The organism is Marinomonas gallaica, from assembly GCF_001639745.1.
Lineage (GTDB): Bacteria > Pseudomonadota > Gammaproteobacteria > Pseudomonadales > Marinomonadaceae > Marinomonas > Marinomonas gallaica.
In genome coordinates this window covers 80675-101256 of sequence record NZ_LTAX01000001.1, presented here as the reverse complement: position 1 = coordinate 101256, position 20582 = coordinate 80675, and the positions used below count along the sequence as shown (strand labels likewise).

Here is a 20582-nt window from a genome sequence, read left to right as displayed (position 1 = left end):
ACCCACTTCTGTGGATATGAGTAAAACTTGCTAGGACGTACAACGTCCTAGCAAACAACAATGGATAAATCCTATGTCTAATAAATTTGATGTAATCGTAATCGGTGGTGGTCCAGGTGGTTATGTTGCTGCTATTCGTGCAGCGCAACTGGGCCTTAAAGCAGCATGTATCGAGAAGTGGTTGGATAAAGACAACAAGCCACGCCTAGGTGGTACATGTTTGAACGTAGGTTGTATTCCATCTAAAGCGCTATTGGACTCTTCTCATAAATACCATGATGCGACAGAAGAATTTAAAGTTCACGGCATTGGTGTGGAAGGCGTTTCAATGGATGTTAATGCGATGGTTGATCGCAAAGACAACATTGTAAACCAATTAACGGGTGGTATTGCTGGTCTCTTTAAAGCGAATGGCGTAACCAGTTTTGAAGGTTTTGGTAAGCTGCTTGCGAACAAGAAAGTTGAATTCACAGCGCACGATGGCTCTGTAGAAACGCTTGAAGCAGACAACGTTATTCTTGCGACAGGTTCTGTGCCAGTCAACATCCCGCCAGCACCTCGTACGGGCGACATCATCGTTGATAACGAAGGGGCATTGGACTTCCGTGAAGTGCCTAAGCGTCTTGGTGTTATCGGTGCCGGTGTTATCGGTCTTGAGTTGGGTTCTGTATGGAAGCGTCTTGGTTCTGAAGTAGTTGTGCTTGAAGCGCAAGATCAGTTCTTAAGTCTATGCGACCAAGATTTATCAAAAGAAGCCGCGAAGATCTTCAAGAAACAAGGTCTAGACATTCGTGTTGGTGCGCGCGTAACAGGCAGCGAAGTGAAAGGTGAAGAAGTTGAAGTCACTTTCCTTGATGCAAAAGGTGAAGAGCAGAAGCAAACGTTCGACAAACTGATCGTTGCTGTAGGTCGTAAGCCATTTACAGATGGCTGTCTAGCAGGTGACTCAGGCGTCAACCTAGACGAGCGTGGCTTTGTATTTGTTGATGAGCAGTGTGCAACGAACGTACCGGGTGTGTTTGCGATTGGTGACATTGTTCGTGGCCCAATGTTGGCGCATAAAGCCTCTGAAGAAGGTGTTATGGTTGCCGACATCATCGCAGGCCACAAAGCGCAAATGAACTATGACTGCGTTCCATCTGTTATCTACACGCACCCAGAATTAGCATGGGTCGGTAAAAACGAGCAACAGCTGAAAGCAGAAGGCGCTAAGTACAAAGTGGGTAAATTCCCATTTGCAGCGTCTGGTCGCGCTATGGCTGCGAACGATACTGATGGCTTCGTTAAGATCATTGCTGATGAAGAAACAGATCGTATTCTAGGTTGTCACATTATTGGTGGCCATGCAGCTGACCTTATTGCACAAGCAGTAATTGCGATGGAATTCGGTTCAACAGCAGAAGACATTGCGTTGACTGTATTTGCTCACCCAACGGTCAGTGAAGCGGTGCATGAAGCAGCGCTTGCAGTGGATGGTCACGCGATCCACATTGCAAACCGTAAACGCAAATAAAAAAATTCGATTTGCCGGCCTAGAGCCGGCAATTTCTGTCTAAGGACAGAGCTTATGTCAATCATTAAGATGAGCGGAAGAATCAAATGAACCTACATGAATATCAGGCGAAACAGCTTTTTGCTGAATATGGCCTGCCAGTATCTACAGGGTACGCAGTAGACACGCCGGAAGAGGCAGTAGAAGCAGCGAAGAAAATTGGTGGTGATAAGTGGGTTGTTAAAGCTCAAGTTCACGCTGGTGGTCGCGGTAAAGCAGGTGGTGTAAAGCTTGTTGATTCTTTGGATGAAGTAAAAGAATTCGCAGCGAACTGGTTAGGTAAAAACCTAGTCACTTACCAAACTGACGAAAAAGGTCAGCCAGTTGCTAAGATTTTAGTCGAGTCTTGCACAGACATTGCAAATGAATTGTACCTAGGCGCTGTAGTAGATCGTTCTACTCGTCGCGTAGTCTTCATGGCCTCTACTGAAGGCGGTGTTGAAATTGAGAAAGTAGCTGAGGAAACACCTGAGCTGATCCACAAAGCTGAGATCGATCCGCTAGTAGGCGCACAGCCATACCAAGCGCGTGAAATGGCATTCAAAATGGGTCTTAACCCAACTCAAATCAAGCAGTTCACTAAGATCTTCCTTGGTTTGTCGCAAATGTTCCATGACCATGATTTCGCGCTTCTAGAAATCAACCCTCTAGTGATTACAGATGAAGGTAACCTTCACTGTCTAGATGGTAAGATCAATATCGACAGCAACGCTGTATACCGTCAGAAGAAAATGCAAGAGTTCCACGACCCTTCTCAAGAAGATGAGCGTGAAGCCCATGCAGCGCAGTGGGAACTTAACTACGTAGCACTTGATGGCAACGTTGGCTGTATGGTCAACGGTGCAGGCCTAGCGATGGGCACAATGGACATCGTAAACCTACACGGCGGCAAGCCAGCTAACTTCCTTGACGTTGGTGGCGGTGCAACCAAAGAGCGCGTAGCAGAAGCGTTCAAAATCATTCTTTCTGACAGCAATGTTAAAGCGGTTTTGGTTAACATCTTCGGTGGTATCGTTCGTTGTGACATGATCGCAGAAGGTATCATTGGTGCGGTTGAACAGGTTGGTGTTGAAGTGCCTGTTGTCGTACGTCTAGAAGGTACTAACGCAGAGAAAGGCCGTGAGGTTCTTGCGAACTCTGGTCTAGACATCATTGCTGCAACAAGTCTAAAAGACGCAGCTGAACAAGTTGTTAAAGCTGCGGAGGGCAAATAATAATGTCTGTTTTAATTAACAAAGATACAAAAGTAATCTGTCAGGGTTTCACTGGCGGCCAAGGTACATTCCACTCTGAGCAAGCGATTGCTTACGGTACGAAAATGGTCGGTGGTGTAACACCAGGTAAAGGTGGTCAAACTCACCTTGGTCTACCTGTATTCAACACAGTAAAAGAAGCAGTCGTTGAAACTGGCGCTGAAGCGTCTGTTATCTACGTTCCAGCACCTTTCGTAAAGGATTCAATCCTTGAAGCAGCTAATGCTGGTATCAAACTAATCGTTTGTATTACTGAAGGCGTTCCGACGCTTGATATGCTTGACTGTAAAGTGGCTTGTGACAACTTAGGTGTACGCCTAATTGGTCCTAACTGCCCAGGTGTCATCACACCAGGCGAATGTAAAATCGGTATCATGCCAGGCCACATTCACTTGCCAGGTAAAGTAGGTATCGTATCGCGTTCTGGTACATTGACTTACGAAGCCGTTAAGCAAACTACTGACGCTGGATTTGGTCAGTCTACTTGTGTTGGTATCGGTGGTGATCCAATCCCTGGTACTAACTTCATTGACGTATTGGAAATGTTCCAAAACGATCCTCAGACTGAAGCGATTGTTATGATCGGCGAAATCGGTGGTACAGCGGAAGAAGAAGCGGCTGCTTACATCAAAGCAAACGTGACTAAGCCTGTTGTGTCTTATATTGCTGGTGTAACTGCACCTGCTGGTAAGCGTATGGGTCACGCTGGTGCGATCATCTCTGGTGGTAAAGGTACGGCTGACGAGAAATTCGCGGCACTACAAGACGCTGGCGTTAAAACAGTTCGCTCTCTTGCGGACATCGGTTCTGCTCTAAAAGAAATCACTGGCTGGTAAGCAATTGCTTAACTGACCTGATCGAGAGACGAAAAACCCTGCCTTGTGCAGGGTTTTTTTTGTCGTAAAGAATCTGTATTGATTGTAAAAGAGTGCAAATGAGCATGCGCTAAGCTCGTTAGATTGTATTATAAATCTAATACGCTGTTTGAAATTAGGTGAAGGCATGAAACTATTGGGAATCGTTGTTATCAGTGCTGCTATTATGGATATAGGCAAGCTCGCTTGGATTGTCTCAGAGATCCCATGTAGCTGAGTCTAACAGCTACTTCAGCACCTTCATTCTTTCTCCCGTCAGTATATCGATGGTTGCTCCGCATCCCTTGTCTTTGTGTAATGCGTCTTCTCTAGAAGCTACCAGCACTTTTCCGATGGATCAGTACAATGACCAGATACTAGAAAAATAAGGGTAGTGGAATGTCAAATAATTAGTTAGATCTCTAACTAATGTGCCTTAAATACGCAAACAAAAACAAACTCCTATGAACGGCATTGATATGTGGCTAAAACTGGGCCAAATTCAAATACATAAGCTTTTACAGGAGAGAAAAACATGAACATCACATCGAAAGGCGTTACTAAATTTGTAGTAGGTTCGGTCATTGTGTCCCAATTAGCTGCATGTGGCACATTAATTTATCCAGAGCGTCAGGGGCAGAACAGCGGTAAGCTGGACATTGGGGTGGTGGCGTTAGATGCCTTAGGCTTATTGTTCTGGTTTGTTCCTGGGGTTGTCGCGTTTGGTGTGGACTTTATTACGGGCGCAATTTATTTGCCTGGTGGAACCGTAGCGCAGTTATCCGATGATGATATGAATAAAATGAAGCTTCCTGATGGTCAGCTGGATCAAGAAGCCTTAAAAGGTTGGTTAGTCGAGCATAATTATCTAGATGCGAAACAAGTCCAAGATCAGAAATTCATTACTCAAGTGTATCAAACGCCAGATGCCTTGAAGCGTGCAGTCAATATGGCGTCCACTGAACGTTATGCTGCGCTAAGTACTTTGAATTAATTCAAAGCTGATTTTCATGCTCGCCAAGCCATTTGGCCAGTAGGTTTCCTAAAGTCTGTTGCTCCTCGGAGGTTAAACTTTCGAGGAGTTTTTTTTGGTTGTAGACATGGTCTTCGACTGCTGGATCAATAACTCCAATTCCTTTCTCAGTAAGAATAACTCGACAGCTTCGGCGATCTTCTTCATTGACTAAACGCTCTACCCAAGCTCGATCGACGAGTTTATCTAACTTACTAGAAACGGCGCCAGACGAAAGCATGGTGGTTTTATAGAGCTCTGTTGGTGTTAGAGGACCATTTGCTCGACGCAGGGTCGCCATTAAATCGAATTCTATGCGGCTCATGCCATGTGAGTTTATAACGGCCTCTACAGATGGCGATAAGAATTTCTCCATACGACCAATTCTACCAATGATACCCATTGGGCTGCAGTCGAGATCTGGCCGAACATCGCTCCATTGCAGTAAAAGTTTTTCTACGTGATCAGACATGTTTCTCTCAAACTGTGGAAATGCATTGCAAAAAAGTATCTTTTACAAAAGATACTTGATTTAAAGACGCTATGGCAATATCTTTTAAAAAAGTATCTTTTTTAAAAGATAAAATTTCATGTGAGGCTCTATGTACCCATTTTTACTTGCTGCGTTAGCTCCGATTTTGTGGGGCAGTACGTATGCTGCTGTTGGCTTGTTTTTAACGGATATGACACCTCTTTGGGTGGCTGTCTGGCGTGCACTGGGAGCGGGAGTTTTTCTGCTTTTCTTTGTTCGTCGATTACCTAGAATGTCTTTGGGTAAGGTATTTATTTTAGGTTTTTTTAATATAGGCTTATTCTTCATCTTGCTGATGACCGCAGCTTATCGCTTGCCTGGTGGTGTAGTGGGCACATTGGGCGCGACCTTACCTTTACTGCTCATTATTATTCAGTGGTTGGTACAAGGGAAGCGTCCACAGCTGAAAGCGACCATCAGTGCTATGGTTGGCTTGGCTGGGGTGATTCTGTTGTTGAACCCTTCAGCAGACCTCGACCCAATCGGTGTGGCTTGTGCTTTAGCTGCGGTACTGTTTGTTGCGATTGCCAGCTTATTGACTAAGCATTGGCAAGTATCCGATATATTAGGGGTGGCGACATGGCAATTGCTAATGGCTGGTATACTTTTGGTGCCGGTTGCCTGGTTCTTTGAGGGGGCACCAATGCCTGTTGGCGCCGATGAGCTACCTGGGTTGATTTGGTTGGTGATCTTGAATACCGCACTGGGCTATTTAATTGCGGTCAATGCAATAAAGCAAGTCGGGCCAAATGCCTTTGGCATGCTGTCCCTGCTTAATCCGATCGTTGCTGTAGGATTAGGCATGTTGATGTTGGACGAGTCGTTAGACCGTTTGCAATGGAGTGGTGTTGTACTCATTATTGGTTCGTTATTAGTGGCGAATATGCGAGTAAAGTATCCATGGTGGAAAAAAGCGGTTAACCGACAATATGATAAAGCTGTTTAGGGCGGCCGCCGGTATTGTAATTAAGGCTCATGCTAACCATGCCTTGCTCTTCTAAATACTCTAAATAGCGTCGGGCTGTGATTCGGCTTAGCTCTAATGCGTCGCCAATTTCTTGGGCTGAGAATGGCTCTTGGCGCTGTTTAATGTGCTCAACCATAGTTGCAAGTGTTGTGGCGTCTATACCCTTTGGTGTTTTACGGCTTTTGCTTGCTACATTGCTTTTACGCATCAAGTCATCAATTTGAAGTTGATCAATTTGCTCCGACTCCTCGAGTTTTGCTTGAAAAGCAATGAAGTCGTTAAGAGCTTGATGAACACGAGAAAGACGCAGCGGTTTCACAAGATAATCAATCACGCCGAATTGAATTGCCTGAGCGACCATACTGGACTCACGTTCTGCTGTGGTCATGATCACGGAAGCATCAACATTTTGTTGGCGTATTTCTCTTAGCAAACTCATGCCGTCCCCGTCGGGCAGTGTAATGTCTAATAAAATGACATCGGGTTGCTGTTTTAAATACTCACGCGTTTCTGTAACAGATTCTGCCGCAGCGATGACCTTAAACAGAGGGTGCTTATTAACCGCTTGTTCTAGTGTGTAGCTTGCTTGTGGATCGTCTTCTACGATCAAAACGGAATATTGAGTCATTGTTCTAGTTCTCGTTTATCTAGGTAAACACTGAATACTGTGGTGTTATGATCACTGCGTTCCCAGTCTAAGGTGCCGTTATATCGGCTTACGATACGGCTCACTAAGTAGAGCCCAAATCCGTGCTCAGGTGCATTTTGTTTGCTACTTACTCCTAAGTCATAGATACGTTGCGCAATCTTTTCATCGACACCTTGGCCACTGTCTTCTACGGTAATCATCAGGTAATTCGTTCTATCACTAATGAAAACACTGACTTCGGGGGCTGATTTTATTCTCTTCAGTGCCGCGTCACAGGCATTGTCAATTAAGTTGCCAATTAATGATACTAAATCATCATTGGAAGATTGAGTGTAATTTTTAAGTTGGCTATCTTCGTCTAGTGTGAAATCAATGTTGTGATCGGTTGCGGTATTGTATTTCGCTAACAGCATGCCTGCGACGGTGCTGTTCTCAATACTTCTTACGAGTGCTCCCAGCAGATTCTGATGATGATCACTTTCTTGTTGCAAATAGTCGATCGCGGATTGTGTGTTGCCTGCCTGCAGCAACCCCGAAAGCACATTAAGTTTATTGTTGTGCTCATGGGTCTTGGATCGGAGTTGATTGGCATAGGCTGAAGTCCTTGCAAGCTCCTGTTCAAGCTCGGACATATTCTGTTCATGATTAAGAACAATCAAGTAACCAGAATGCGTAGCTTCAATTTGTATCGGATACAAGGATGCGGCGAAATCATGTCGGCCTAACGTTACGGAGTGTTTGCTGCGATGGCTTAATGTATCGACGATGAGTAAAGCAAGTGTTTGTGATAACTCATTTAAAGGTAAACCGATGAGCTTATGATGGTCTTGATCTGGTGCTAACCAATAGCATGCCGCATCATTGATGGCTGTCACTTTATGGTGTCGGTCGATGGCGATAATGCCTTCTCTGATGCTGCCAAGTAATAAACTGTGTTCTTTAAAACGCTGTACGATTTCTTCTGGCTCATAGTCTAAAAAAGTACGCTTTAGTTTACTTAATAGTGACAGAGTTAGCAGAATTGCGGCTATGTAAATAAATCCCAACCAAAGCATGGCTTCGAGATAATAATTAAACAATAAGTCCGTTACTGACTGCTCTAAGTAGCCAATACTCACCGCTCCGATCACCTGTTGGTTTTCAATAATAGGTGCAAAGTTACGGATGGCTGATCCAAGCGTCCCAGTAGCAACAGTGGTACGGGTGAGGCCTTTTTCTAAGGTCGGATAGATATCGTTCCCTTGGAAACGCTTTCCGACACGCTGGGTTAGCGGGTGACTTAAACGAATGGCCTGTTGGTCAGTTATGACAATATAAGACGCGTCAGTTTTTGCGCGGATTGTTTCAATATAGTCTTGCAGTGACTGATCAATGCCTTGGTTAGAGCGCCTAACTGCTTGGATGATATGGCTGTCTTCCGCGAGAACACTTGCCAACTCTGTACCTCGTTGGCTGATACCATCTAAATACGTTTGTTTGGTAACAAAGACTAATAACGCACCCGACACAGCAATAATCAGCGTGATGGTAATCAGTATGATGGCTGTTAAATAGGATTTCAGAGTCATGGTATTAGCGGTCATGGGCGAATACCTAGCATTATAGGGGAGGAGTGAGGGTCCTCATAGAGGACCCTTGGAATAGTCTTATTTACGCCAATAATTGAATGGCAAAAGTAGCCAGAATTAGCATAAAGGCACCGCCAATACGGGAAGAGATCTGAGCGAACGGCATTAATTGCATACGCTTGCTTGCGGCGAGTACTGCAACATCACCAGTTCCGCCCATGTTTGCCATGCATAATCCGCCAGTAATGGCCGATTCGATAGGGTAGAAGCCCATGAGACGACCCACTAGACCCGCACCAATGGCCGCGCCAAGTACCGTCGCAAAAACCATCGCAAAGTACATCGGCGTTAACGCATCAATGATCTGATTTAAGTCGGTGTAGGCAACACCGATGCCGACCAGCAGTGCAGGTGTTAAGTTGCCAACCACAAAGGTGTACCAAGCATGCGCGGCTTTTTCGAGGCGCTCAGGCATTAAACCAGACACTTTGATAAGCGCAATTGAAAGGATCATCAGCGCGTAGGTGTGCATGCTGATGATATTCGACAGCAGTGTACCTAAGAAGAACATACTGATGGCAATTAGTGCGCCCATGCCTAATTTCTTAACATCTAATATATCGCCAGTACCTGATTTGTCTTCTAGATCAGGGGCATCACCGCGGATTAACTCTCCGTTACCTGTCCAGCTAGGCTTTATTTGACCTACTTTGTTAAGAAGACCAGCGATCACGATGGCAATGGCGTTACCAATGGCGAGCGCTGGGACCATTTGAGACATTAAGGTAGAAGTGTCCATACCGGTACGACCAGACATGATTTCGACCAGAGGTACAGCACCTGCACCCATGCCGCCACCCATGATAGGCAAGGCAATTAGCATCAGTGATTCAAATAAGTTTTTGCCAAAGAATAAGCCTATGACACCCGCAAACAAGAAGGAAACAGATACCGCTCCTAAAATAACAGGGATGTATTTTAACGCGGCTTTTTTGAGAGTATCCGTACTCATTCCTAAAATCGAGCCCGTTACTAGACTGGCAACGTAGAACGATAAGAAACCACCGCTTTTAGTAAAGGTGGTGATTTGCTGTTCGATCTCACCGGAAAGGAACCCCGAATGGAATAGGTAAGAGGAGCCAAAGATGACAACAATGGCACCACCACCAAAGAACTGGTTGATGATAGGTGTTCGATCACCAAGGTAGTTTAGAATATAACCAACAATGACCATGGCACCTAATGCGCCGATCATGCCACCAGGAAGTTGGTTAAAAAACGTTGCTAGCAGAATCACGAACGCCGCGATTAACAGGACAATTTTAACCTCACGTTGGTCGTTCGAAGGTAGTGCTTCGTTATTAATCATGGAAGATACTCTCTATTTTGTGTTTATTATTAGAGCGCAGTCTACCAATCTCTCTGAGAGACAGAAGTCTGGAGTTACTTAAGAAAGTAAAAGGTGGAATTGAAACTTTTGTAATCAAAAGAAAGCCTAAAGATGATACAACGGCCGTTGTAACATCTTTGTTTTTCGATAGGCATGATGCGTTATGTCAGTTTGCCATACACCGCTAATGGTTAATTGTACTCGGCTTTGAAGCCAATGCGGAAGCCGCCCCAGTGCTTGCCATTGACGTAAATCGGGATCGATAAATCATGTAAAATATCGCCGGTATCACGCTTGTAGGTTTGCATTAGAAATGTATCAGTGTGACTGCCGCAACGACGCCCTGTTGGGTCGTCAAAGATACGTTTCGTGCGGTTGTTTACTAAGTCTCTTTCGTAATCACCGGTTAATGGTTGGCTATAGCGACGGTTGTGTGTGGGAAAATAACCTTTTCGATCGACTGCACCCGCATAGAGGATATGCGAATTCCGATCGAGAATAGGCTCTTGAATGTTAGGTAGATATTGATCTGTCAGTTGATCGTAGCTGGTGGAAAACTTAGTCGGATTGGTGTTTGTTATGGGTTGGTATTGTTCAGAAAACAACGCGCCTTGATTCAATTTGCCATCTTTAATCCAAGACTCAAAAAGTGCGCCAATTTGTTTCGCAGCGATCCTGCCTTCCTCAAGCGTGGTGCTAAAGAAGTTGTCATGAGGAATGCCATCTAAGGCTAAGAATACGCTTTCGGTTCCCTGACTTAATGAGCCAGCTTGGTTTGAAAGCTCTTCACTTCGACGTGACAGCGTCGCTAGTGAAGCACTGATGTCATCAATGGATTTGTTAATTTGTAGGCTAGTAGATTGAAAGCCAAGACTCGACTGTTTGATTTCTTCCATCGACTTCGAGGCGGTTTTGACATCTTGAGTGATGCCTAAAAATGTGTCAGTGACTTCGCTCAGCTCAGCTTCTAAATGCTGGCTTTGCTCAGTAACATTAGCCATGTCATCACGTGTTCTAAGCGTATTTTCACGCACTTCAGTCAGCATGTCTGCAATTTGTTGTGAGGCATCGGCACTTTTTGCAGCTAAGGTCCGTACTTCGTCTGCTACTACGGCAAAACCACGCCCTTGCTCACCCGCACGAGCGGCTTCAATCGCGGCATTGAGGGCCAGTAGATTCGTTTGCTCTGAGACGCCTTTGATCACATCAGTAATGGTTTCGATATCATCCGCACTTTGTTTCAGTCGCTCAAGCTGCTCGGAAGCACTGTTAACGGCGGTCGTGAGTGCTACAACACGTTCAGCACCTTCTCTTAATTGGTGCTCTGATTGTGATGCCGCCACAGCCGTTTGTTCCATCGTACTGTTTACCGTCACAATATGATTTGCGAGTTGCTCGCCGTTATTACTCAGATCTGTCGTTGCCTCTGAAATCTGCTGGCTGTGTTGCTCTACTTCTTGAATATTCTGCGTCAAACTGTCTACAGCAAAAGAGACTTCTGCGGAACCAATGGCCATTTGTGAGGCGGTTGCAGAGACTGATGACGCGACTTTTCCTGAATGGCCAACTGAAGAAGTGCTGAGTTGAGTAGAGGAAGCCGATTGATCTTTGAAGTAACGTTGATGACTTAGCATTGCAATAATGCCGTTCAAGGCGCATATAAGTGTCGTGCCAACGGCATACCACATAGGAATGTTTGCATAAAAAAACGCAGCAATGGAAACGCCTGCCATAATAAATGTTGCTATCCAAATACGTACCATGAGGTACTCTCCAGTCTATTATTTTTTTGCTAGTCTTTCTTAGTTTCTTTATGGCGGTCAACACATTACCTAGCGCTTAAGACGAAAGTCTTATCCCAACGCTAACATAAGAAATTTAGCTCATACTTGATTTGGAACATAATTCATAGAGTATGAAAGTCTCGTGCAGAGTGTCGAATCTTAGGGGGGCTTGGGATAGTCTTATAGAAATACGTTTACTTTGATAAGGAATTACCATGTCAGCTTCCATAAAGCAGCGATTAAAGTTGGAAATGTTTTGGCCTACCTTTGATCCATTTCTATTTTGCGCTTTTCACAACGATGATTTTCCCAACGGAAATGGTCAGCTTGGCCCAGCGGCGTCATTGTCGGGCCGTCAAATTGGACAAGACTTCGCTGGTATCAATGGCTGGCGCATGTATCACGGTAGTAAAGTGCCTGGTTTTCCCGCTCACCCGCATCGTGGGTTTGAAACCGTGACCATTGTCAATGAAGGCTTTGTTGATCATGCCGATTCTATGGGCGCAGCAGGGCGCTATGGTGAAGGTGATACACAATGGATGACCGCAGGGAAAGGTGTGCAGCATTCTGAAATGTTCCCTTTAGTCTACGAAGACAAGCCAAATCCAATCGAGCTGTTCCAAATTTGGTTAAATTTACCGGCCAAAAGCAAAATGGTGGAGCCCCACTTTGCTATGCTTTGGAATGAGCAAACACCAGTCATCGATGTGACTGATGAGCAAGGCAATAAAGCACAAGTAAAGGTGGTGGCAGGGGATTATCGCTTACCAAGTGGCGAGATTAAGTCTGCTTTGACGCCGCCACCCGACTCATGGGCTGGAGAGGCTAATAATGAAGTGGCTATTTGGATCATAGATCTTGATCCACACGCTCATGGGGTATTGCCTGCCGCCGCCGCTGACTTAAGTCGTACGCTGTATTTCTTTGAAGGCCAAACGGGCGAGTTAGACGGTGAGTCTATCACCATAAAAGAAGCCTTGGTGCTGATCAGTGATGCATCGATTGTGCTTAAAAACACAGGGACAGAGAAGGCTCGATTCTTGCTGCTTCAAGGACGTCCAATTGATGAACCTGTTCAGCAGCACGGCCCTTTCGTCATGAATACTCGACAAGAATTGCAGCAAGCGTTCTTTGATTTCCAGAACACGCAATTTGGTGGTTGGTCTTGGCCAGATAACGACCAGACCCATGGTGACGGCGCTGGTCGCTTCGCAAGATATGCAGACGGTCGTGTAGAAACGCCTGAGTAAAACATTATGCTTTGAATACCCAAAACTTGGACAGGGAGAAGTTAACTAACATACCGGCAAGGACGCCAGGAACCATAGCAACATAAGGGAAGAGAGCATAATGAGAAAGTTCCAGCTGTTCTCCTAACCACATAGCGTATACAAAAATTCCCCAGTTTGGGATAAAGCCGATTAAAGATGCAAAGAAAAACTTTCCCCATTGCTGATGCGGCTTTTCTAGATGATTGGCGTCCTGAAAAGTAAAGATGCGGTTAAACCACCAGTTCGAGGTCACGGCCACCCAAAAGGAAATGGCTCTAGCAGTTGGATAGGGTAGCCAATGGGAGCAAAACCACAGTACGCACGCATCGACTAGAAAGCCGATACTTCCTACGATACCAAATTTAATAAATTGTTTTTTCACAACAGTTGATCACTTAACGATTAGAGGTGCATGAAAAAGCTTAAAAGCCTTTTAATTGATGTATTTGTATTCCAGTAAGTTATCTATAGGATTCTTATTATTCCTTTTACAAATAATAAAATAGATAGCATTCTTGTCACTAATACATTAAAGATTGGGAAGAATACTTCGACATGTGGATCTTTGTCACTTTATTTGCGGCAGCTTGCCAAGCAATGCGCACCGCGCATCAAAAAACATTGTCCCAAGAGCAGGGGTTTTTACATGCAACTATGGCGCGATCGTTGTATGGCTTACCATTGGTGACGTTGTATTTATTCGTTTGTTGGTTTGCTTTGGGCAGTATTTCATTTCCTCTAGCGTGGCAATTTGTAGGCTACGCTACTGTATGCGCAATTGCTCAGGTGTTTGCAACCTATCTAATGCTAAGAGTCTTTCAATCAGGGAGCTTTGCGCTTGGCACGTTGTTGGCCAAAACGGAAGCCGTATTGGCCGCACTGATTGGCATCCCGTTGCTTCATCATTCGCTGAGCTTTATGGCGTGGATGGGGATTGTGTTGGGGGTATTTGGCGCATTAGTTATGAGTATTCGCTTAGAAAACCTGCGTCATGCGCACAAGGATCTGTCTCTGATTGCGGGGTTAGGAAGTGGTTTCTGTTTTGCGATAACGTCGGTCACTGCATCACTTGCCAGTCACTCTTTAGAGGGTTCAATTATTACCAGTGCTGGCGCGACGCTCTGGTATGTTCTAGCTTTACAGTCAGTGATCTTATGTACGATTCAAATTGTGTTAACGAAAGATTTAAAAGCCCCGATAAACCGCTCGGTAAAATTAAGCTGTAAAGTGGGTATATTAAGCTCATTAGGGTCGATAGGCTGGTTCACGGGTTTTGCTTTAGTAAATCCTGCATTGGTGAAAACACTCGGGCAGGCAGAGATTTTAGGTACATTGTATCTTTCAAAACGTCGCTTTAATGAGCGTATTTCTTCCCAGCAATGGTTTGGAGGTGTGATGATTTTGGGAAGTGTGGTGTTAGTTACTATGGCAACCATTTAGAGGGGTAATGTAGTGCAATCTAATCATATTAACTATGTAGAGCTACCCGCTCAGCATTTAGAAGCCAACAAAACATTTTTTGAAACGGTTTTTGGTTGGGTGTTCGAAGATTTTGGCCCTGATTACAGTGCCTTTTCAAACTCAGGCTTGGACGGTGGTTTTTTTCGTGCAGAGTTTACCTCTAGACCACAAAGTGGCGCCGCCTTGGTCGTACTATACAGCAATGATTTGGCTCAGACTTTGGCACGTGTCGAATCCCATGGCGGAACGATCGAGCAGCCTATTTTTGAGTTCCCAGGTGGGCGGCGCTTTCATTTCCTCGATCCAAGCGGTAATGAATGGGCAGTTTGGTCAAAATAATCAAATGGAGTAGGCATGCTGAATATATTATCCAATGAACTGGTAGATTGTCCTTATTGCGGCGAAACCATTGAAGTAGTGGTTGAATTCATGGACGAAAGCTATGAGTACACAGAAGATTGCCAAGTGTGCTGTCGGCCGATTGTGTTCCGTGTTGATATCAGTATCAATGGCGAGCAGACTCTCATGGTCTGCTCAGAGAATGACGCGCTGTCATTTTAGGGTCATATTATCGACTTTTTTAAAGTTCTGTAGATGAACATCAAGCGCGTCACAAGAAATATTAATTTCGCGAACCGATAAAAACAAAGAATAGAGTAGGCACGCTAAGCTGGCAGCAAAAATATACCCTCCAGCCGTCTCGTATTTCCAGTACAGCGCCATCATTGAGACGACGCATAAACAAAAGCTAATCACACCTGCTTCCTGCATACGACGAATTAAATAAATTCGCTTACGCAAATTAGCGATCTGTTGTTGAGTACCTTCGGTACTGTGTTCTGGATCAAAGTTGCGAATCAGTGATGCGAGTGTGACGAAGCGATTTGTGTAAGCCAGCAGCAACAGCGACACAGCAGGGAACAGCATCGCAGGTGTGGTGAGTGAAATTGTCATAAGTACCTTCCAAAAGAACCAATGGAGGACTAAATCATCCTCGTTGGTAGAGAAGTATACAATCAGTGATACCTAGTTTTAAGGTGATGGCTGCTTATGACCGTTTTGTTCATGATTTAGTCGAGGCTAAATTCACCTGCTAGGGGCGTTTTCCATTGCTGTTGAATGTCTTCGAATGATAGTTCTTGGGCAAGTAGCCAGTGTATCTTCGTAAATGCCCCTTCCAAGGTGATGTCCTTACCGTCCAATATCGACAAGCGACTTAATAGAGAACCCGCAGCGTAAGCTCCTTGTGACGTACCACCATGAGCACATTGAGTGACGTTGACAACAAGTTTCTTTCGTTCTTGCATCGCGGCTAAAAAGGCGACCAAGTTTTGATTAGAATCAGCAATATTCCCTGCACCGTAGGTTTGCATGATGACTGCTTTACATTGATCATCGTTTAAGAAGCCTTGGTAGGCACTCGATGGCAAACTGGGGTGCAATACTAATACACCAACACTGTCTGCTTTGAATTCATAGTGACGTGGTGGCGGCGTACAAGTGTTGCCATCATTTAATTTAACTCTGTCGAATTGCTTGTGAATGGATAGTTTCGCTAAAGGCTCAGCATTAAATGACTGAAATGCAGCGAAGTTATGGCTGCTGAACTTTGTCACCCGGCTACCTTGCATCAAAGAATGATGGAACAAGACCGTGGCGGTTCCAAAGCTGGGTTCTATTGCAATAGACATCGCGGCTTCAAGGTTGCTTACACCATCACTTCGGCTCATACCTAATGGAATCTGTGAGCCCGTTATGATGACGTTTTTATCGCAAGCTCCGAGCATATAAGACAGAGCCGCTGCGGTATAGGCTAACGTATCTGTGCCGTGAAGCACAATGAACCCTGCGTAGTGAGCCCAGTTACCTTGTAAGGTGTCGAAAATTTCACTCCAATTCGACGTCGTGATATTTGAGCTGTCTATCAATGGGCAGAGCTCGATCACATCGAACGCGGGTAAATCGTTCAGACTTTCGCCGAGGCTGGCTTGAATGCGACCTTCAAGGCCCGCTGCAGGGGCTAATCCCTGCTCAGTTTTTGCCATGCCGATGGTGCCACCGGTATAAACGATAAGAAGTTTCTGCGTCACGTTATCTCCTTGGTGATCAGCTTTGTACTTGACTAGGAGCGATCATTTTTTCTGGCTTCAGTAGCTCATTAAGCTCAGCTTCGGTTAACAGCTGTTCCTCTAGGATAAGCGATTTTATCGTTGCATTGCTTAGCAATGCGCGACGTGCAACGCGCGAAGCGTTCGCATAACCGATATACGGTACTAAAGCGGTGATGATACCAATGCTATTTTCGACATGGGCCAGACAGGCTGCTTCATTTGCTTGAATGCCACGAATGCATTTATTTTCGAGCATCTCACATGCTTGCTTTAGCATCTTTAGAGAATTTAATAAATTATAGATAATCATTGGTTCCATCGCATTTAACTGAAGTTGGCCCGCCTCAGCAGCAAGGCTAACGGCTAAATCAGATGCAATAACCTGATAAGCTGTTTGGTTCATGGCTTCAGGAATCACTGGGTTTACTTTGCCAGGCATAATCGATGAACCGGGTTGCATCTCGGGAAGTTTAATTTCGCCAAAGCCCGTGCGAGGCCCACTTGATAATAGGCGTAAATCATTACTTATCTTGCTTAGTTTTATTGCCAAGCGTTTTAAGATACCAGAGAAGAAAACAAATGCCCCCATGTCTGAGGTTGCTTCAACTAGGTTGGAAGCGGGAACTAGAGGCTTTTTCGAAATAGTCGCGAGCTTTTCAATGGCTTTTTTAGAAAAGCCCACAGGGGTATTAATTCCAGTGCCAATGGCCGTACCGCCTAAGTTTACCTCACATAGCAAGGCACAAGCTTCATGAATACGGTCAATGTCCTCGCCAAGAGTGACAGCAAAGGCGTCGAATTCTTGACCTAAGGTCATTGGGACAGCGTCTTGAAGTTGAGTACGGCCCATTTTTAAAACGTGTGCAAACGCTTTACCTTTTTCTTCTAATGCACCTTTTAGTGATGTAAGTGCTGTAATGAAGTTGTCGGCAGCAAACTGTATGCCTAGGCAAGCAGCGGTAGGGTAGGCATCATTCGTTGATTGGGACTGGTTAACGTGGTCGTTAGGGTGAAGGTATTGATACTCACCTAAGTTGTGCCCCAACTTGCTCAGTGCGATGTTAGCAATGACTTCATTGGCGTTCATATTAGTCGATGTGCCCGCGCCACCTTGAATCACGTCGACAATGAATTGATCATGGTGTTGGCCATTAATGAGATCTTGGCAAGCATATACAATGGCATCGGCTTTTTCATCATCAAGCCGATTAAACTCTTGGTTGGTGCGGGCGGCGGCCGCTTTAACCATGGCCAAAGCTTTGATTAATTCCGGAAAGTGAGAAATCGGTACGCCGGTAATGGAAAAGTTTTGTGATGCACGCAGAGTTTGAATGCCATAATAGGCCTCTGCTGGCACATCTAAATTACCTAATAAATCGTATTCAGAACGAGTATTCATGACAGCATCCTAAAAAAGATGCGCAGCGTATTGGTAATACACTGCACATCAAAGGTGAAAGAGTGAGCTTTATTGAGCAATTCGTTTAAGTAAGTTTTTAAGATCAAAATCTGCAATAGATCTATAAAAACGGTCATTAAGATACTTACTATTGAAACGAATTCGATGCTAAAAAGGGAGTTCGTAAATGGACTTGATATGATGCTCTCTGATGTTTTTTTAACACCAATTAGCACTATTTTTGGGGTTTAACTGCGGGGGTGGACACGTTAGTATGCAAGTAAATGGGGGTGTTTATGAATGAAAGTTTTCCAGAAAACCTAAGGTTACTCTGTAGCTATTATAAATCTATTGCAGACGTGTGCCGACGACTGTCAATTAATCGTCCGCAATTTAACCGCTATTTGAGCGGTACCACCTTTCCCTCAAACAGCACCTTGCGTCGAGTTTGCGATTTTTTTGGGGTTGAGGAGCATGAAATCCTTTTACCTCATAGCCAATTTCGTCGTTTGCTTCAAGTACGTCCAATTGCCGAACAAGAGCCTATCGCATCTACTTTAGAGCAACAATATTTTGATAAGCTGAACAGTATTGGTCAGCATGGTATCGATAAGTACGTGGGCTATTACTTTGAATATTATTTATCGATGGCTTACCCAGGAAAAGTGCTGAGAACATTGGTATGTATAGAGCGCCAAGGCAGTAAAACTTACTACCAACGCACTGAGCGCTTAAACCCTCGTCGTACTGGCAAGCCCTTTCATGGTATGTACAAAGGTGTTGTTCAGTTTTTGGGAGATCGGATCTTCTTGCACGACTACGAAACACTAACCAATCTCGAAATGACGCAAACGATTTTATACCCCACGTTTAAGAACCGAGTGGATCGACTAACGGGACTGCGCTTAGGTGTGTCAGGAAGTGGAGAACGAATGCCGTGTTGTTCACGTGTGGTTTATGAATTCATTGGCAAAGAGATAAAGCGTAATAAAGTGTTTCCCTTGCTAGGGTTGTATGATTTTGATGATGAACACTTAGATGATGATATTCGTGACTCCATTCGCAATGATATTGCTGAGGGAGAGTGGCATTTTCGAGCGCGCTTCTAAACTCGTGTTTGGCTGATAAGGAGATTTCAGTATGATTGATCATAAAGCGTGGTGTAATCGTGACCTGACAGAGCATCTTAATGCTGTCAGTAATGACATCACAGAGAATAGAGATGCTGTTTTTATAGCGCCTTTTATTGAAGTGGCGGATATAAAAAATAAGCCTTTATCTGGGGCCGTGGTTTCGATTAAAGCCACCTTTGACGTGAAAGGACACTCTTCATCAGGCGGCACGACGTTGCTTAAAGACCGTCCGGCCCAGCAAGACGCTCACGCTGTCGCATTATTAAGAGCTGCTGGCGCAAGCTTAATTGGTCACACGAATATGACTGAGTTGGCCTATTCAGGTGTTGGCTTGAATCCGCATTATGGAACACCTAATAATCCAGTTGTTCCAGGTTGCATACCGGGAGGGTCAACCAGTGGTGGTGCTGTTACTGTCGCAAAGGGAATGGCTGATATTGCGTTGGGAACCGATACGGGGGGATCGTTACGTATCCCCGCCGCTTTTTGTGGATTAACGGGCTTTAAGCCAAGTCAATCAAGTGTTTCGCGAGTAGGGTGCTTACCGTTATCTGACTCATTGGACAGCGTTGGAGTAATGGCGCGAAATGTTGAAACGTGTGAGCTCGCATGGAATGTGCTGACATCGAATAAAGCGTCTCAGCAAGCTGATGCACCTCTTACCCTCGTAGTACCGAAAAATTTTGGCTTTGATGATTTAGATAAAGACATTACTGACGGTTTTAAAGTGGCGCTGGATCACTTAAAAAGTCATGGTGTAGTTGTCCAGCATTGCGATTTATCGTTATTTGAAACGTACAAAGCTTTGCCCGTATGGCAGTTTTCTGCAGTTGAAAGTCGACGCTATTACAAACAGCTGTTCTCGTTAGAGGATGGGCAACTAGACCCGCGTGTGAAGCAACGCATTAAGCGCGGTGAAGGGGTATCAGAGCAAGTATTTATGGAAACGTGCGCTCAACGTAGCGCCTTAATAACACGCTTTCAAAGCGAGCACGCAAATACCGTTTTTTTAATGCCAACTGTTGCTTGCTTACCACCTAAGTTTGATCAGTTCGAATCCGATGAAAATTTTGACCGGATTAATCTGCTTTGTTTAAGAAATACGACGTTTGCTAACGTCATCGACGGATGCAGTATATCCTTGCCATACAGTTTCAATTCTAACGTCATGGGCCTCATGCTGACAGCCATGAATGGTAAAGATCAATCGTTGCTTAAACTTGCCAAAGTCATCGAAACAGCTCTTAGTTAACGGTCATGTTCCCATTAAAACGAACGGTTGCTTGTTTCGGCTGGCTTTAAGTTTGCGTTAATACTTTCTATTTAATCTTACCTAGTCAACTTTACTTACTAGGAGATAGATTATGAAAACCATTCTTTTAACGTCCGTTTTAGCATTAACGTTTGCCGGGGCTGCGGTAGCGGGCCCTAAATGTACTGATGAAGATCGCAGTATGTGGATGTCCCAAGATCAAATGAAAAAGCAAATAGAAGAACAGGGTTACCGCATTAAAAAATTTAAAGAAACAAGTGGTAGCTGTTACGAGATTTATGGGTATGACAATAAAGATCGTCGCGTTGAAATATATTTCCATCCTGTAACGGGAGACGCTGTAAAAGTAGAAATCGATGATTAAGTAACGACT

At 44.6% G+C, this 20582-nt stretch carries 21 protein-coding genes; 12 read left to right on the top strand and 9 right to left on the bottom strand.

Annotated features, from left to right (window positions below; genetic code table 11):
* The first annotated feature begins 73 nt into the window (after positions 1 to 73).
* The 4 genes from lpdA to AYW76_RS00480 all read left to right on the top strand — a co-directional run bounded on the left by lpdA (position 74) and on the right by AYW76_RS00480 (position 4653).
* Positions 74 to 1513 (top strand): dihydrolipoyl dehydrogenase, encoded by a 1440-nt coding sequence (lpdA, locus tag AYW76_RS00495; RefSeq protein WP_067214504.1) that lies wholly within the window; start codon positions 74 to 76, stop codon positions 1511 to 1513.
* Between the two features lie 86 nt (positions 1514 to 1599).
* Positions 1600 to 2766, top strand: coding sequence for an ADP-forming succinate--CoA ligase subunit beta (gene sucC, locus AYW76_RS00490; RefSeq protein WP_067036828.1), 1167 nt, complete (start codon positions 1600 to 1602; stop codon positions 2764 to 2766).
* A gap of 2 nt (positions 2767 to 2768) precedes the next feature.
* Complete coding sequence (sucD, locus tag AYW76_RS00485) at positions 2769 to 3641, top strand: succinate--CoA ligase subunit alpha (protein WP_067036831.1); 873 nt, start codon at positions 2769 to 2771, stop codon at positions 3639 to 3641.
* Between the two features lie 553 nt (positions 3642 to 4194).
* Positions 4195 to 4653 (top strand): hypothetical protein, encoded by a 459-nt coding sequence (locus tag AYW76_RS00480; protein WP_067036835.1) that lies wholly within the window; start codon positions 4195 to 4197, stop codon positions 4651 to 4653.
* A gap of 1 nt (position 4654) precedes the next feature.
* Here AYW76_RS00480 and AYW76_RS00475 read toward each other — a convergent pair whose 3' ends face one another.
* Positions 4655 to 5143: a MarR family winged helix-turn-helix transcriptional regulator gene (locus AYW76_RS00475; RefSeq protein ID WP_067036838.1), complete on the bottom strand. Its 489-nt coding sequence runs from the start codon at positions 5141 to 5143 to the stop codon at positions 4655 to 4657.
* 130 nt (positions 5144 to 5273) lie between these two features.
* Between AYW76_RS00475 and AYW76_RS00470 the strand changes: the two genes are divergently transcribed.
* Positions 5274 to 6149 (top strand): DMT family transporter, encoded by an 876-nt coding sequence (locus tag AYW76_RS00470; protein WP_067214502.1) that lies wholly within the window; start codon positions 5274 to 5276, stop codon positions 6147 to 6149.
* On the opposite strand, the gene AYW76_RS00465 is transcribed toward AYW76_RS00470, so the two are convergent.
* From AYW76_RS00465 to AYW76_RS00450, 4 genes are all read right to left on the bottom strand, one after another.
* The gene (locus AYW76_RS00465) at positions 6121 to 6798 is read right to left on the bottom strand and encodes a response regulator (protein WP_082866035.1); all 678 of its coding nucleotides are present in this window, start codon (positions 6796 to 6798) and stop codon (positions 6121 to 6123) included. The genes AYW76_RS00470 and AYW76_RS00465 overlap by 29 nt on opposite strands.
* Positions 6795 to 8402 carry a sensor histidine kinase gene (locus tag AYW76_RS00460; RefSeq protein WP_082866034.1) on the bottom strand — a complete coding sequence of 536 codons (1608 nt, stop codon included), beginning with the start codon at positions 8400 to 8402 and terminating at the stop codon, positions 6795 to 6797. Before AYW76_RS00460 ends, AYW76_RS00465 begins: the two co-directional genes overlap by 4 nt.
* A 67-nt stretch (positions 8403 to 8469) precedes the next feature.
* On the bottom strand, positions 8470 to 9756 hold the full coding sequence (locus AYW76_RS00455) for a 2-hydroxycarboxylate transporter family protein (RefSeq protein WP_067036844.1): 1287 nt from the start codon (positions 9754 to 9756) through the stop codon (positions 8470 to 8472).
* A 212-nt stretch (positions 9757 to 9968) separates the two neighbouring features.
* Entirely contained in the window at positions 9969 to 11540 is a 1572-nt protein-coding gene (locus AYW76_RS00450) for a methyl-accepting chemotaxis protein (protein ID WP_156489002.1), read from the bottom strand.
* A gap of 236 nt (positions 11541 to 11776) precedes the next feature.
* On the opposite strand from AYW76_RS00450, the gene AYW76_RS00445 reads away from it, so the two are divergent.
* Positions 11777 to 12811: a pirin family protein gene (locus AYW76_RS00445; RefSeq protein WP_067214500.1), complete on the top strand. Its 1035-nt coding sequence runs from the start codon at positions 11777 to 11779 to the stop codon at positions 12809 to 12811.
* A gap of 4 nt (positions 12812 to 12815) precedes the next feature.
* Here AYW76_RS00445 and AYW76_RS00440 read toward each other — a convergent pair whose 3' ends face one another.
* Positions 12816 to 13214: a GtrA family protein gene (locus AYW76_RS00440; RefSeq protein ID WP_067214498.1), complete on the bottom strand. Its 399-nt coding sequence runs from the start codon at positions 13212 to 13214 to the stop codon at positions 12816 to 12818.
* A 173-nt stretch (positions 13215 to 13387) separates the two neighbouring features.
* On the opposite strand from AYW76_RS00440, the gene AYW76_RS00435 reads away from it, so the two are divergent.
* From AYW76_RS00435 to AYW76_RS00425, 3 genes are read left to right on the top strand one after another with little or no spacing between them, the layout of a single operon-like run.
* Positions 13388 to 14272, top strand: coding sequence for a DMT family transporter (locus tag AYW76_RS00435; protein ID WP_067214496.1), 885 nt, complete (start codon positions 13388 to 13390; stop codon positions 14270 to 14272).
* A 12-nt stretch (positions 14273 to 14284) separates the two neighbouring features.
* On the top strand, positions 14285 to 14632 hold the full coding sequence (locus AYW76_RS00430) for a VOC family protein (protein WP_067036856.1): 348 nt from the start codon (positions 14285 to 14287) through the stop codon (positions 14630 to 14632).
* Positions 14633 to 14647: 15 nt separating this feature from the next.
* The gene (locus AYW76_RS00425) at positions 14648 to 14854 is read left to right on the top strand and encodes a CPXCG motif-containing cysteine-rich protein (RefSeq protein WP_082866033.1); all 207 of its coding nucleotides are present in this window, start codon (positions 14648 to 14650) and stop codon (positions 14852 to 14854) included.
* Here the strand turns inward: AYW76_RS00425 and AYW76_RS00420 are convergent.
* The 3 genes from AYW76_RS00420 to AYW76_RS00410 form a co-directional block, all read right to left on the bottom strand.
* Entirely contained in the window at positions 14846 to 15247 is a 402-nt protein-coding gene (locus AYW76_RS00420; protein WP_067214494.1) for a DUF2721 domain-containing protein, read from the bottom strand. The genes AYW76_RS00425 and AYW76_RS00420 overlap by 9 nt on opposite strands.
* A gap of 116 nt (positions 15248 to 15363) precedes the next feature.
* Complete coding sequence (locus AYW76_RS00415; RefSeq protein ID WP_067214492.1) at positions 15364 to 16383, bottom strand: asparaginase; 1020 nt, start codon at positions 16381 to 16383, stop codon at positions 15364 to 15366.
* 16 nt (positions 16384 to 16399) lie between these two features.
* Positions 16400 to 17803 carry an aspartate ammonia-lyase gene (locus tag AYW76_RS00410; RefSeq protein WP_067214491.1) on the bottom strand — a complete coding sequence of 468 codons (1404 nt, stop codon included), beginning with the start codon at positions 17801 to 17803 and terminating at the stop codon, positions 16400 to 16402.
* Between the two features lie 296 nt (positions 17804 to 18099).
* Here AYW76_RS00410 and AYW76_RS00405 point away from each other — a divergent pair, with 296 nt between their 5' ends.
* The 3 genes from AYW76_RS00405 to AYW76_RS00395 all read left to right on the top strand — a co-directional run bounded on the left by AYW76_RS00405 (position 18100) and on the right by AYW76_RS00395 (position 20573).
* The gene (locus AYW76_RS00405) at positions 18100 to 18912 is read left to right on the top strand and encodes a helix-turn-helix domain-containing protein (protein ID WP_067214489.1); all 813 of its coding nucleotides are present in this window, start codon (positions 18100 to 18102) and stop codon (positions 18910 to 18912) included.
* Positions 18913 to 18943: 31 nt separating this feature from the next.
* Positions 18944 to 20188 carry an amidase family protein gene (locus AYW76_RS00400; RefSeq protein ID WP_082866032.1) on the top strand — a complete coding sequence of 415 codons (1245 nt, stop codon included), beginning with the start codon at positions 18944 to 18946 and terminating at the stop codon, positions 20186 to 20188.
* Positions 20189 to 20300: 112 nt separating this feature from the next.
* Complete coding sequence (locus AYW76_RS00395) at positions 20301 to 20573, top strand: PepSY domain-containing protein (RefSeq protein ID WP_067097368.1); 273 nt, start codon at positions 20301 to 20303, stop codon at positions 20571 to 20573.
* Positions 20574 to 20582: the final 9 nt, after the last annotated feature.

What these genes read in the sequence shown, in the direction of transcription:
- lpdA (WP_067214504.1), top strand. Translation starts at nt 74, where the DNA reads ATGTCTAATAAATTTGATGTAATCGTAATCGGTGGTGGTCCAGGTGGT.
- sucC (WP_067036828.1), top strand. Translation starts at nt 1,600, where the DNA reads ATGAACCTACATGAATATCAGGCGAAACAGCTTTTTGCTGAATATGGC.
- sucD (WP_067036831.1), top strand. Translation starts at nt 2,769, where the DNA reads ATGTCTGTTTTAATTAACAAAGATACAAAAGTAATCTGTCAGGGTTTC.
- AYW76_RS00480 (WP_067036835.1), top strand. Translation starts at nt 4,195, where the DNA reads ATGAACATCACATCGAAAGGCGTTACTAAATTTGTAGTAGGTTCGGTC.
- AYW76_RS00475 (WP_067036838.1), bottom strand. Translation starts at nt 5,143, where the DNA reads ATGTCTGATCACGTAGAAAAACTTTTACTGCAATGGAGCGATGTTCGG.
- AYW76_RS00470 (WP_067214502.1), top strand. Translation starts at nt 5,274, where the DNA reads ATGTACCCATTTTTACTTGCTGCGTTAGCTCCGATTTTGTGGGGCAGT.
- AYW76_RS00465 (WP_082866035.1), bottom strand. Translation starts at nt 6,798, where the DNA reads ATGACTCAATATTCCGTTTTGATCGTAGAAGACGATCCACAAGCAAGC.
- AYW76_RS00460 (WP_082866034.1), bottom strand. Translation starts at nt 8,402, where the DNA reads ATGACCGCTAATACCATGACTCTGAAATCCTATTTAACAGCCATCATA.
- AYW76_RS00455 (WP_067036844.1), bottom strand. Translation starts at nt 9,756, where the DNA reads ATGATTAATAACGAAGCACTACCTTCGAACGACCAACGTGAGGTTAAA.
- AYW76_RS00450 (WP_156489002.1), bottom strand. Translation starts at nt 11,540, where the DNA reads ATGGTACGTATTTGGATAGCAACATTTATTATGGCAGGCGTTTCCATT.
- AYW76_RS00445 (WP_067214500.1), top strand. Translation starts at nt 11,777, where the DNA reads ATGTCAGCTTCCATAAAGCAGCGATTAAAGTTGGAAATGTTTTGGCCT.
- AYW76_RS00435 (WP_067214496.1), top strand. Translation starts at nt 13,388, where the DNA reads ATGTGGATCTTTGTCACTTTATTTGCGGCAGCTTGCCAAGCAATGCGC.
- AYW76_RS00425 (WP_082866033.1), top strand. Translation starts at nt 14,648, where the DNA reads ATGCTGAATATATTATCCAATGAACTGGTAGATTGTCCTTATTGCGGC.
- AYW76_RS00420 (WP_067214494.1), bottom strand. Translation starts at nt 15,247, where the DNA reads ATGACAATTTCACTCACCACACCTGCGATGCTGTTCCCTGCTGTGTCG.
- AYW76_RS00410 (WP_067214491.1), bottom strand. Translation starts at nt 17,803, where the DNA reads ATGAATACTCGTTCTGAATACGATTTATTAGGTAATTTAGATGTGCCA.
- AYW76_RS00405 (WP_067214489.1), top strand. Translation starts at nt 18,100, where the DNA reads ATGAATGAAAGTTTTCCAGAAAACCTAAGGTTACTCTGTAGCTATTAT.
- AYW76_RS00400 (WP_082866032.1), top strand. Translation starts at nt 18,944, where the DNA reads ATGATTGATCATAAAGCGTGGTGTAATCGTGACCTGACAGAGCATCTT.
- AYW76_RS00395 (WP_067097368.1), top strand. Translation starts at nt 20,301, where the DNA reads ATGAAAACCATTCTTTTAACGTCCGTTTTAGCATTAACGTTTGCCGGG.